This window comes from Bartonella taylorii 8TBB (assembly GCF_902825155.1).
Lineage (GTDB): Bacteria > Pseudomonadota > Alphaproteobacteria > Rhizobiales > Rhizobiaceae > Bartonella > Bartonella taylorii_A.
Genome location: NZ_CADEAG010000003.1, coordinates 180,591 through 192,943, shown reverse-complemented (window position 1 = coordinate 192,943; position 12,353 = coordinate 180,591). Strand labels below are relative to the sequence as shown.

The 12,353-nt window shown below is 40.4% G+C and carries 15 protein-coding genes; 14 read left to right on the top strand and 1 reads right to left on the bottom strand.

Annotation, left to right across the window (positions count from 1 at the left end):
* The first annotated feature begins 241 nt into the window (after window positions 1-241).
* From ssb to J7R13_RS04045, 5 genes are all read left to right on the top strand, one after another.
* Entirely contained in the window at window positions 242-682 is a 441-nt protein-coding gene (gene ssb, locus J7R13_RS04065; RefSeq protein WP_208437592.1) for a single-stranded DNA-binding protein, read from the top strand.
* A complete protein-coding gene (locus J7R13_RS04060) occupies window positions 682-1,002 on the top strand; it encodes a hypothetical protein (protein WP_208437591.1) in 321 nt (106 codons plus the stop codon). Before ssb ends, J7R13_RS04060 begins: the two co-directional genes overlap by 1 nt.
* Window positions 989-1,492, top strand: a complete 504-nt coding sequence (locus J7R13_RS04055; RefSeq protein ID WP_208437590.1) for a hypothetical protein — start codon at window positions 989-991, stop codon at window positions 1,490-1,492. Before J7R13_RS04060 ends, J7R13_RS04055 begins: the two co-directional genes overlap by 14 nt.
* A gap of 96 nt (window positions 1,493-1,588) precedes the next feature.
* On the top strand, window positions 1,589-1,816 hold the full coding sequence (gene relB / locus J7R13_RS04050) for a type II toxin-antitoxin system RelB family antitoxin (protein ID WP_007346764.1): 228 nt from the start codon (window positions 1,589-1,591) through the stop codon (window positions 1,814-1,816).
* Entirely contained in the window at window positions 1,800-2,069 is a 270-nt protein-coding gene (locus J7R13_RS04045) for a type II toxin-antitoxin system RelE family toxin (RefSeq protein ID WP_015856325.1), read from the top strand. The genes relB and J7R13_RS04045 overlap by 17 nt, the downstream gene beginning before the upstream one ends.
* 550 nt (window positions 2,070-2,619) lie before the next feature.
* On the opposite strand, the gene J7R13_RS04040 is transcribed toward J7R13_RS04045, so the two are convergent.
* Window positions 2,620-3,135: a hypothetical protein gene (locus J7R13_RS04040; RefSeq protein ID WP_246786273.1), complete on the bottom strand. Its 516-nt coding sequence runs from the start codon at window positions 3,133-3,135 to the stop codon at window positions 2,620-2,622.
* Window positions 3,136-3,413: 278 nt separating this feature from the next.
* Between J7R13_RS04040 and J7R13_RS04035 the strand changes: the two genes are divergently transcribed.
* The 9 genes from J7R13_RS04035 to J7R13_RS03995 all read left to right on the top strand — a co-directional run bounded on the left by J7R13_RS04035 (window position 3,414) and on the right by J7R13_RS03995 (window position 12,353).
* Entirely contained in the window at window positions 3,414-3,728 is a 315-nt protein-coding gene (locus tag J7R13_RS04035) for a hypothetical protein (RefSeq protein ID WP_208437589.1), read from the top strand.
* Complete coding sequence (locus tag J7R13_RS04030; RefSeq protein ID WP_208437588.1) at window positions 3,709-5,034, top strand: PBSX family phage terminase large subunit; 1,326 nt, start codon at window positions 3,709-3,711, stop codon at window positions 5,032-5,034. Before J7R13_RS04035 ends, J7R13_RS04030 begins: the two co-directional genes overlap by 20 nt.
* Entirely contained in the window at window positions 5,019-7,073 is a 2,055-nt protein-coding gene (locus J7R13_RS04025; RefSeq protein ID WP_208437587.1) for a portal protein, read from the top strand. Before J7R13_RS04030 ends, J7R13_RS04025 begins: the two co-directional genes overlap by 16 nt.
* Before the next feature lie 11 nt (window positions 7,074-7,084).
* Entirely contained in the window at window positions 7,085-7,996 is a 912-nt protein-coding gene (locus J7R13_RS04020) for a hypothetical protein (protein ID WP_208437586.1), read from the top strand.
* Window positions 7,997-8,094: 98 nt separating this feature from the next.
* Entirely contained in the window at window positions 8,095-9,240 is a 1,146-nt protein-coding gene (locus J7R13_RS04015; RefSeq protein WP_208437585.1) for a N4-gp56 family major capsid protein, read from the top strand.
* Between the two features lie 19 nt (window positions 9,241-9,259).
* Window positions 9,260-9,700 (top strand): hypothetical protein, encoded by a 441-nt coding sequence (locus J7R13_RS04010; protein ID WP_208437584.1) that lies wholly within the window; start codon window positions 9,260-9,262, stop codon window positions 9,698-9,700.
* A gap of 72 nt (window positions 9,701-9,772) precedes the next feature.
* Window positions 9,773-10,471 carry a phage adaptor protein gene (locus J7R13_RS04005; RefSeq protein ID WP_208437583.1) on the top strand — a complete coding sequence of 233 codons (699 nt, stop codon included), beginning with the start codon at window positions 9,773-9,775 and terminating at the stop codon, window positions 10,469-10,471.
* Window positions 10,471-11,928 (top strand): hypothetical protein, encoded by a 1,458-nt coding sequence (locus J7R13_RS04000; RefSeq protein ID WP_208437582.1) that lies wholly within the window; start codon window positions 10,471-10,473, stop codon window positions 11,926-11,928. The genes J7R13_RS04005 and J7R13_RS04000 overlap by 1 nt, the downstream gene beginning before the upstream one ends.
* Before the next feature lie 41 nt (window positions 11,929-11,969).
* A complete protein-coding gene (locus tag J7R13_RS03995) occupies window positions 11,970-12,353 on the top strand; it encodes a hypothetical protein (protein WP_041581411.1) in 384 nt (127 codons plus the stop codon).

Below are 12,353 nucleotides of genomic sequence, written 5' to 3'. Positions count from 1 at the left end.
GATTACTTTTTGCTTTAGTTTCATCCCATTCAAATCTTATTTTCATATCTTATGTTAATACATTTATGTATGTATATCAAGAGTTTTAAATGAACACTGAACTATTTATGTTTTTTTGCATATTAAACATAATTTTATATGTTAAAAAACAATAATATCCTTTTGAAATAATTGAAAAAAATATGCAAATTATGCTAAGATTTTTTATGTATTAAAATACAAATTTAAGGTAAGAAAAAACATGCTAAATAAAGTGATGTTAATCGGGCGTTTAGGTGCTGATCCCGAAAGCAAAACAATGAATTCTGGAGCAGAAATAGTCAATTTTAGTATAGCGACTTCTGAGAGCTATACGGATAAAAATACTCATCAAAAAGTAGAGAAAACTGAATGGCATTCAGTTGTGATTTTTAATCCACATTTGGCAAAAATTGCACTTCAATATCTAAACAAAGGTTCAAAGGTTTACATAGAAGGAAAATTACAGACACGCAAATGGCAAGATAAAAATGGGCATGACCGTTACACAACAGAGATCATTTTACCGCAATTCAAAGGCGAGTTAAAGCTCTTAGACGGAAAAAATAATGATAATCAAGAGCCATTATCTTCTTATGACAGAAGTTTCCAGCAACCTCTTGATACGCCTCATACTGTTATAAATGATGAGGTTCCTTTTTGATGTTAATGAGTCAATCCAATTCTTTGCAAATAATTATACAGAATAATATGCTTATGCAACAAGCGTTGTTAGAGAATAAAGGTAATGATGTACCTGCTACTGGTTTTGAAATAGCAATAATCATTGTATTTATGTTGACATTGGTTGTATTCGTTTGGGGGCTGGCTAATGATAAAATAAAGATAAGTGTACTAACTATAATTATAGGTCTCTCTTTATCCACGTGGTTATTTATTTTGGATAAAGAAACATGTTTAGCATCAGATAAAATTGGGCAAGATATTAGACAGACATTTGGGGGTATAAGTGAAAAAAAATAAAAAGAAAGATGCTTACATTTCACGGGTGAAAATATGTCAAGATCCTGTTAATCAATTGGCAATTGAAATGCGTGCTAAACGCTTTGATTTGACCATAGAAGAGGCTAAAAATCCGCTTGCTGGTACTTATGTTGGGCGGCTGTGTTTGCAAGGCGTGCTTACTCAAGACCAGTATGATGCTGCGCAAAAATATCTTGAAGTGAAAAATGACTATTTGTGTGCAAAAGGTTTACCAAGCGCTGTTTATGATGAAATGCCAACCTCTTCTGATGACAAAGCAAGAGAAAAATGGGTTGAATTTGCAACAGAACAGTTTTCTAATATGCAAGAGGTGATAAAAGAAACACAACATCTCTATAGACAGTATAATCTTTATGCAGCAATACAATATATTGTTATCGAAGACCAAACATTACCACATCTTGTGAATTCATTGCGGGTCGCTCTTAACGCGCTTCATAAATATTTTGACAGAAAAACTAAATGGTAAATGTTGTATGTTGTTTCTTTCGCTATGACGCGAAACGTTTTTCTGTACAATTCGTTATATTTGTATTACAGTGAATACAAATATGAGGATTGTGTTATGACGATATCTATTCGATTGCCAAGTGATCTCGAAACACGTTTGAATAATTTAGCTGCTAAGACAGGACGTACAAAGTCTTTTTATTTGCGTGAGATTATTGAACGTGGAATAGAGGAAGCAGAGGATTATTATTTAGCTTCACAAGTAAGAGAGCGCGTTCGAAGGGGAGAGGGTACTTTTTATAGCTCTGAAGAGGTGAGGAAAGAGCTTGGCTTGGACGATTAGATATGAAAAAAAAGCTCTTAGTTTTTTAAAAAAATGCGATAAAAAAGAAGCACGGAGGATTGTTGATTTTTTAGATCAACATGTTGCTCCTCTTGAAGATGTGCGTGTAATAGGTAAGCCCTTAAAAGGACAATTATCAGGTTTATGGAGATATCGTGTAGGAGATTACAGGATACTTTGTGAACTCTATGATAAGGAGCTTGTCGTATTAGTTTTGGCTATTGGACATAGAAAAAGCATATATAAAGGCTAAGATAAATCTTTTATAAAATATTTTGATTCTTAATCAAGAATTAAAAGGAGTAATACCGCGCAACTAATTAGAGCAGTTGTTAATAAAAAGAAACAAGCAGGAATTTTCAATTTAAAGCGCCAAAGTAAGTTAATGATGATGGACATTATACTAATAAATATGAATATTCCTGTTATAATGATGAATATAATGATGAAATCATCAAATGTTATGCGCCTCTGAGGTTTTTCATAATCAGAAACAGTGGAAAACGAAATGTTATATTGATTAATTCCACTATCTGATAAAATCTTGTTTGGGTGCTGTTCTACTACGTATTGCTTTTGCAAAACTTTAATTTTTTCATGTAAATTTTCATCAGTATTAGAAGACTTGTAATGAGTAAGAATCTGTTCACTGTTAGCATAATCAGAAAGAAAAAGCCCACTGATCACTATGATTAATAAGTAAATTATTTTTTTTGCTGATAAGTAATTCATTATTTCTTTTGTGGTTGGAGTTTAAGTATATATTAAAGATTAGGGAAAACGCTTAATAAATATTTTGATCGTTAGACAATTTTCCAAATAAATTTGATCAACGCTACCAGCGCTATAAGACAAATTAATATCAATGCTATAATCGCTACGATTCCTACAATTTCATCTAAATTTTCTATTATAGTAATAAAAATACCAATAAAAATTAACACTCCTAAAAATGCTATTCCTATTACAGGATAAAACACAAAAACTGCCGACCCAGCCGCCCAAGCCGCTGTTTGGAATTGGAGGGATAAGAGCTCATAAAATGCGCTGTCAATATTTTCATCTTTTAAACTTAGCTTTTCTTCTCTTGCACATGCACTTAGTATCAAAAAATACGATACAAATGCTACAAATATTGGTACAATTAATTTATCTTGTTGTTGATTGTCTAATCCGAAGGGATTAAAAGCAAGTATCATAAGACTAATTATAGCAGAGAATGGTAAAAATAAAATTAGTGTAAATATCTTTTTAATTCTGCATAAAACTGCTTTTTTGAAAAATAACATTAATTCCCCCCCCCACTTTTTGCTAATCAATAATTTAGTGCTTCCATATAATTGATTCGTTGAGATGATACAATTGTGAGTGGTTGGTTGTTAAAGACACTAGATTTAGGTAAAAAAATAAAAAATACACAATATCATGATTTTTTGTTGACAGGATATGAAAAATAGTGTTTTATGATGCTGCTGTACTAGCGGAACTGTGTCTAGAATTACGGTAAAGGTATTACCTCTCTTATAAGTTTATATGAATGTTCAGAGCCCTGCTTTTGCGGGGTTTTTTATTGTCTTGTTTACAAAAAGAAACACACATGAAAACCACTGAGAAACCTGCAAAAAGAACGCCCCCAAAGGCAGGTCAGGGGCGGGTAAAAGGCGTGCCAAATAAAACGACACGTATTTTGAAAGAGGCAGTGCTTAAGGCAGCAGAGCGCGCTGGTAAGAAATATGGTGATGATGGTTTGATCTCTTACCTCGAAAAACAGGCAATCAAATGCCCCGCTGCTTATTTGGCATTGTTGGGGAAGATTTTGCCTCTTCAAGTGACAGGGGAAGATGGGGGAGCCATTAAGATGATAACGCGTGTAGAAATCGCGCCTTTAGTGAATGACGACAAGACAGATTAATATTGTTCCAAAGCTTATACCGATTTTTACAGGGAAGGCTTTGGTGCGTGCTGCTTGGGGAGGGAGAGGGTCTGGGAAAACAAGATCATTTGCCTTGATGGCTGCTTTAAAAGGCTATCAATTTGGTAGGGAAGGGATATCAGGCACTATCCTTTGTGCACGGCAGTTTCAAAACTCGCTAGCAGAAAGTTCATTGGAGGAAATTAAACGCGCCATTGAAGCGCATGACTTTTTAAAGGACTATTACAAGGTTGGGGAGTCGTCGATTAAGTCAATTGATGGTCGTATAGCCTTTCAGTTTTCTGGTCTTGATCGCAATATTGCAAGTATCAAATCTATGGGGCGTATTTTGCTTTGTTGGGTTGATGAGGCAGAGCCCGTTACAGAGACGGCTTGGCAGACGCTTATACCGACGTTGCGTGAAGAGGGAGAAGGATGGCGCGCAGAGTTATGGGTCACATGGAACCCATTGCGAGAGAATGCCCCCGTTGAGAAGCGGTTTCGTTTTTCCAACAATGAGGCAATTAAGCGTGTGGAGATCAACTGGTCAGATAATCCAAAGTTTCCAAAGATCTTGAATGAAGCACGTCTTGATGACCTTAGAAACCGCCCCGAGACCTATAAGCATATTTGGGAGGGGGCTTATCTTACAGCGGTTCAAGGTGCTTATTATCAAAAGGAAATGTTGGCAGCTGAGCAAGAGGGGCGGATAGGGCGTGTTGCTCGTGACCCCTTGATGCAAATACGTGCTTTTTGGGACATTGGGGGAACAGGAGCTAAGGCAGATGCCACAGCGATATGGATAGCGCAATTTGTTGGACGAGAGATCAGAGTGCTTAATTATTACGAAGCACAGGGACAGCCTTTATCAGAACATATCGGTTGGTTGCGTCAAAATGGTTATGAGAAGGCATTGATGGTTCTCCCCCATGACGGTGCGACGAGAGACCGTGTGCACAATGTGAGTTTTGAAAGTGCTTTAAATGATGCGGGTTTTGAAACGCAAGTTGTTCCTAATCAGGGGGCAGGGGCGGTTAAGATGCGTATAGAGGCGGTGCGGCGTATTTTACCGTCTGTTTGGTTCAATGAAGAGATGACGGTAGCAGGGCGCAAAGCACTGAATTGGTATCACGAGAAATGGGATGAGAAGCGCGGCATTGGTTTGGGTGCAGAGCATGATTGGTCGAGCCATGGGGCGGATGCCTTTGGTTTAATGTGCATTGTCTATGAAGCACCCAGTGTCAAACCCAAGCAAGAGCGTTATTGCACTATGGAAAGAGAAGCGGCATCATGGATGGCATTCTAGATCAAGACTTTCAAAAAACGACAATCCTCGATGAATATGAACTCTATAAGCGTTTAAAGTCTTGGTACGCAGAAGATATTGAACATGTTAATGAATGGCGTGAACAGGCGCGTGAAGATTTTGATTTTTATAATGGTCGTCAATGGGCGGAAGAAGATCTTGCGGTTTTAAAAGAGCAACGCCGTCCTGTCATGACTTTTAACCGCATTGCACCCCTTGTGAATGCTATTGTTGGGGCGGAGCGTAATAATAAGCGCGAAGTACAGTTTCAACCACGGCAAATGGGAGCAGCAATACCCAATGAATTGCTTACTGGAGCAGCAGAATGGTTTCGTGATGAGGCAGAGGCGGAATATGCCGATTCCGATGCTTTTCAGGATATGGTTATTTGCGGTATGGGCTGGACAGATACGCGGCTTGATTATGATACAGATCCCGAAGGGATACCTGCTGTTCAACGTTTAGATCCCTTAAAAATGGTTTGGGATGCCAATGCTGTGCGACCCAATCTCGTTGATGCACAACGTATGTGGTATGTTGATCGCAAATCCGTTGAGGATGCGAAAAGTCTTTTTCCTGATATTGCTGTTGAAGATCTTAACGCCGATTGGGCTATCGATAGTACAACCGCTTCTGAGGATTCTCATGTGTCGCTTGATGCGTATCATGATGACTCCAATGCAGCCTCTCTCTCAGAGCCGTGTTCTGGAAAACGCTATGTTACGCTGGTTGAATGCCGCTGGTTTGAATATGAAACCACTTACAAGGCGCCTGATCTTCAAACCGGTCAGATGCGCAACTATAGCAAACAGGAGTTTGAACAGCTTCAAAGGATCATGCCACAGTTACAAGGCGCACGCTTTAATAAAAAAGTGGTGAGACGCGCTTTTCTGGGACGACGTCTTTTAAGCCAGCCCGATAAGCCATTAGCACCTGATGGGCAACTTGGGTGGGAGTGTATCACGGGCACGCTGGATAAGCTTAAAAACCAGTTTTACGGGATTGTTCGCCCCGCAAAAGACCCGCAAAAATGGTCGAATAAATATTTTAGCCAAGTGATGTATATCCTTAATAGCCAGTCTAAGGACGGCTTGATGGCAGAACGAGACGCTTTCGATGATGATCGCCAAGCGTTAGAAAGCTGGGCGCGAACGGATACCATTACTTGGGTTAAAAATGGCGCGCTTACAGGAGGGAAAATTCAACCAAAGCCAAGTGCACAATTTCCCAATGGATTTTTCCAGCTGTTTAATGAATCGCGTGAAGCGATAACGCATGTAACAGGGTTATCGGCAGAATTTATTGGAACACGGGAGGTTAATCAAGCGAATGTTCTGGAAAATACACGCCGGCAATCAACGCTTAATTTGCTTGCAGGTTTATTTGATAATCTCAAGCTTTATCGGTGCAGACAAGGAAAAATTATCCTTTATCTTATCCAGAATTATCTCTCTGATGGGCGTCTGGTACGTATTTCTGGACAAGAGAATGCCCAATATGTGCCGTTGACGCGTGAAGCTGTTACGACGCTTGAGTATGACATTATTGTTGATGATTCACCTACAAGCCCCAATGAAAAAGAGAAAACTTTTGCGGCAATTACGCAGATGTTGCCGTTGCTTGGTGGTTTCTTAACACCGGAGATGATTCCAGATCTTTTAAAGCTTTCCCCACTACCGGCAACATTGGTAGCAAATTTAACGGCAAAAGCACAGCAGGCACAACAAGAACAACAGCAACAACAGATGATGCAACAAAGCCAAGGGGCGCAATTAACTCCAGAGCAACAAGCAAAGATTGCTGTTTTACAGCAGGAAGCACAGGCAAAGAGCACACTCTATCAACTTGATGCACAGCAGAAACAAGCGGCATTGCAGCAGAAAAATATCGAACTTTTCTTGAAGCAAGAACAAGCGCGGATGCAGCTTGAATTGCAACAGGCAAAAAATGAGATAGCGCAGCGTGATTTAGAACGCAAAGCTTTACAGGCACAGTTGGAACACTATCGAGTTTTGACAAAAAATATAATAGCACATTGAAGGGACAGAATATGGAAGAAGAGTTTACGCCTGAAGAACAAGCAATCTATGATGAACATTTTGCCAGTGATAATGCCGTTGAGTTGGTCGAGCCTGAACAAGTTGAGGAAGTTTTTGATGCAGAGGAAAGTTCTGAACAACCAGCTGTAGAACCAGTTGGAGAGCAGCCAAATTCTGATGCAATAGAATCTGATAAATTAGAGCAAGAGCGGCAAGCACGCCAAAAGGCAGAACAAAGCGCCATTGAAGCGCGTGAATTGGCTATTGAACTTGCGCAAAAATATGCCGCAATGCAGGAAGAAATCACGCGCCGCCGTGAGGAAAATATTCCCTCCCTAGAAGACGATCCAAAAGCACATTTTGCATGGCTTAGTCATAAGGTACAAGAACAACAGAAATTGCTTGATGAGTTTTCTCATATGAGAGAGAGCCAAGAGCGCATGAGTCAAGAGGAATATGAACGCCAAAAGTTGGGGGATTATTTCGAGGAAGCCAAAGCGCAGGTACAAGACAAATATCCAGATTTAGATAGTATCACGGACTATCTCTATGAAAGAGCAGACAATGTTCTACAAGCGCAAGCAAGCCTTTATCCGCAATGGAAAGACCCAGAGGCACGGCAACAGCAAATTGGTGCTGAATTGCGCCAAATATGCCAGCAGTGTCAGAAAGCCGGTATAAACCCAATCGAAGTGCTGGTGCAAAAAGCAAAAGCTTTTGGCTATAGTGGAGTGCCAATTAAGAACGAAGTGGGAGCTCTTCAAGAGCGAAGTCAAGCAGCGCGGACGCTTACAGCGCGCGGCGGACAAGTTCCAACCGGCGGTATGGATATGAGAACACTTTTTACCATGCCAGAAGCTGAATTTGCAGCATGGGTTGAGAAAAATCCCGAAAAATTTGAACAAATTATGAGCAGAGCATGAAGATGTGCGCAATAGCGCGACAGAGAGAACCAAGTGATTGTTATCGTTTGGTTGTGCCGCAAGGCGAGTTTTAAAAACCAAGAAAGGCATTGATTGAAATGGCAGTAACAGAAGTAAAGCTCAATGACCCATTAGCCGTTGGCGTTTGGGCTAAGATGCTAAATACAGAGACCTCAAAAGCGTTGCCCATTGCACCGCTGATGGGCAAAAATAAAAACAGCATTATTCAAGTGTTGGATGTGCTAGGGAAATCCGCTGGTGACTCCGTTACGAGCGGTTTACGCGTCCAACTTATGGGGGATGGCGTTAGCGAGGGACAAACGCTGGAAGGCAATGAAGAAGCCCTCCAATTTATGAATGAAAAGGTGCACATCAACGAGCTTACTCATGCTGTGCGCATCAAATATGAAGGCTCTATTGATCAACAACGTGTTCCCTTTAATTTGCGTACCGAAGCAAAAGATGGGTTGGTTGATTGGTATGCAGATCGCTTAAGTCTGATGTTTTTCATTCAGGCAGCAGGCTATACAGCACCATGGATGCATTTTGAAGGACGCAGCATAACGCTTAAACCGGTGCATTATGGTTTTAACGCGCCATCAGAGCCAAGCAAATTGCGTGTTATTCGTGCCAATAAGAAAAAGACTGATGAAGAGCTTACAAAAGATGATGTTTTTACATTAGATCTTATAGATCAAGCTGTGGAACGCGCAAAACTTGCAAATCCACGTTTGCGTCCGGTTCGTGTTGATGGAAAATCGGCATATGTGATGTATCTCCACCCAATACAGGTAACTCAATTGCGCACCAATACCAAGAGTGGTCAATGGTTAGACATTACCAAGGCAGCTTATGATGGCTCTGGAGCGAAGAACCCAATTTTTAATGGTTCTTTGGGGATGTATAACGGTGTCATTTTGCGTGAAGCTGAACATGTCCCTAATGGTGTTAATTCAAAGACACAAGAGCCTGTTCCCTCTGTTCGTCGTGCTGTTTTGCTTGGTGCGCAAAGTATCATCATGGCTTATGGACGTATTGGCAATGGTGCAACAGGAGGAAATGGGGGAAATGGTGCGACGCGTTATAAACTTGTTGAAGAATTGTTTGATTATCAACGCGAATTTGGTTTGGCTGCAAAGACCATTATTGGCATGAAAAAGTCACGCTACACCTTGCCGCACTCTGATCAAGGGGGACAAGACTTTGGTACGATTGTTATCCCTTCTTTTGCTGAAGCAAGCTAATTATTAAAGGATGGCAATTATGGCAGAAAAATCGCTAATTACAAAGGAACCTGATGAAACCGTTGAGACCGTTGGCATGACAGATGAGGGACTGCCACCTGTTTTGCAGGGGCGCAACAACTCTACGCAGCAGGTTAGTTATTTACGGGCGCGTGTTAAATGTACAGACCAAGGGTTGATAACAAAAATTGGTGTTCTACCCCGAGGCGCTTTTATCAAAAGCATTACAGCTTATACCATGGAGGATTTTGAAAATGTAACAGCTACATTTGGAAAAGAGCCTCATGGTAATGATTATGGAGATGTGGGGCTTACGCAATCTACCGATGGCAATCTGTACATACCCATGGAGGAACGAGATGTTCCGTTAGAGGCTGAAAATACGATTTATATGACACGAGACAAGCAAAGCACCAAAGGTGATGCTGAGGTGATTGTTGAGTTTTACACCAATCGTTAAAGGCAAGGGGGCGTTTATTGCTTGCGTCCCCCTCCCACACAAGATGCCCCAAGACATTTGGAAGAGGGTAATATGACAATAATAGTACAGACAAGTGGTCCGATTGGAGACAAACAGACCATTGTTCCTCATGATAAAAATTTCATTCAGATGTTAAACGATATTCAGGATGAAATAGATGACCAAACAGATGAATATGTTGATCAAGTTCAAAAGGCGATATTTTCAGCCATTCGATTTTGTGAACGATTGCCTTTTTATTTCAATGAAAGCCGCGAAGTTGTTTTTACCACTCTAAAGGGCAAAAGCCGTTATGGCGCCGAGGAAAATCCAGTTATTCCAGCTGCTGTTCGCATTGTTGATGCTTACGTTTATGAAGATAATCACAGCAAAGCAAAGCTTTTGCAGGTAGATCCGCTTGTTATTGAGAATCTTGAGGATGATTGTAGCCATGGCATGCCTACACGCTATGCTTATTTTGAACAAAAGCTTGTCTTGTATCCAACACCAGAGCGGGTTTATTCTATCAGGCTTATTCTTGACCCTATAAGAATAAAAGATATTGAGAGCGCACAAGAAGCGTCCATATGGTTTCGTGAAGCCTATGAACTGATCAAAACGCGTGCAAAATATGAAATTTATACGAATATTATTAAAGAACCACAGATGGCAGCAGCAGCTTTTGCCATGTTTCAAGAACAGTTAGACGCATTGAGAATTGAAACTTCGCGGCGCAAAAACTTGTTCAAAATTCAACATACGGATTTCTGATGACTTTTGTTCCTGTTGCTGAATATAGACCAGATGTTGCATTTATTAATAGTGGTTATTCCAGTGAGATAGTAAACGTTTTGCCTGCACAAAACTCGTATATTCCTTTTCCAATGGTCGCATCAGTATCAGATTCTTTTCCGGATGTGATTTTAGGGGTCTATGCTGTGCGCTCATTGAGTGGTGTGCGCATCATTGTGGGTGCACCAACAAAGCTTTATGAATATGACAACAGCACGCGCGGCTGGAAAGACATTAGCAAACCTCACACACAGTATCACGCCAATGAGACCGCGCTTTGGTCTTTTGCCTCCTTTGGTGATCATATCATTGCTGTTAATAGCAATGACCCACCACAAATGCTTTCGTTAAAAACAGATGAAAAGTTTTGTGATTTGAGTGGTAATCCGCCGCGTGCTGGACTTGTGCGTGTGTGGGGTGATTTTGTTTGCCTGATGCAACTAACAGATAAGCCAAACCGTGTGCAGTGGTCAGGTTTGAATGATGCAACACATTGGACGGTTGGGGAGAAAAGTTGTGATTATCAAGATTTTCCTGATGGTGAATATGTTCAAGGGTCTACGGAATCAACAAATCCACTTATTTTTATGCGCTCCGCTATTTATCATGCAACCTTTGTACCAGGCTCTAAAATTATCTTCAGTTTTGCAAAAATAAAAGACAAAATAGGGGCTAAAAGCAGCACGGCAATTGCAAGCCGTGGAGACTGTACTTTCTTTGCATCTGATGATGGTTTTTATCAAATCAACAGTATAGGTGAAATGCTCCCTATTGGTTTTGGCAAAGTCGATAAAACTGTTTTTACGCTTTACAATAATTTTGCCATTGATGAGATGAGGGCCTGTATTGATCCAGTATATTCACGCGTTTATTTTTCTATAAACGACGATATTATAGGGATGAATATCTATGTTTATGATTGGCTTTTGCAAATATGGAGTGTCATAAAAGGTCAGAAGCTTCTCTTATTTCCTCTTTTTGCAGCAGGTTACACATTAGAAGGCTTAGACGAAGTACAAGAGAGCTTGAAAGATTTACCAGCTTCTCTTGATAGTAAAATGTGGCAAAATGGCGCACCTGTTTTGGGAGCCTTTACGCCAGACAACACATTTGGTTTTTTTGCAGGTCCTCCGATGGAAGCAGTTATTGCTTCACAAATTGTGGGGGATACGGGCAGGCAAATCAACCTGATGAGTGAGGCTTTTGTTCAAGCGGATACAACAAATGGTTTTTTAAGTGTTGGGGCGGCGTTTATCATTGATAACAAGAACCAATTAAATTGGGCTAAAGAGCGTTATGCCGGCTATAATAATGGGATGTATAATATCCGCTCACGGGCGCGTTATCACGCCTTGCGTCTGAGAATACCAGAAGGCACGCCATGGACGCATATAACAGGCTTTGATGTAACGCTCAAACCCGCGGGCATAAGATGAATTTTAAGATCTATAATACAGAAAAATGGAGCGCTGAACAAATGGCGCCCTATTTTGAGAATGTCATAAAATCGATAGCTTACTTTAATCAAAAATTCCCTGATGATTATAATACAGAGACCATTTTAAACGATATTTTGAAGGGAGAAAAAGTTCTTTGGATTATCGTTGATGCGCATGAAAATTTTATGGCGCATGTCACAACACAGTTACAGGAACTCGTCACTGGAGCATTAAGGGCGGTTATTGTCACCCTTGGTGGAAAGGGAGGAGCACCCTTAACAAAGCTTATCACTCAGATTGAAGCCTATTACAAGAAAAAAGGGGCAAAAGAGCTTGTCATCATAGGCAGGCGAGGGTGGGAAAAATCTCTTAAATCGCATGGATATTTCGTTAATCTTTTAGAATATAGAAAGCAGCTTTAA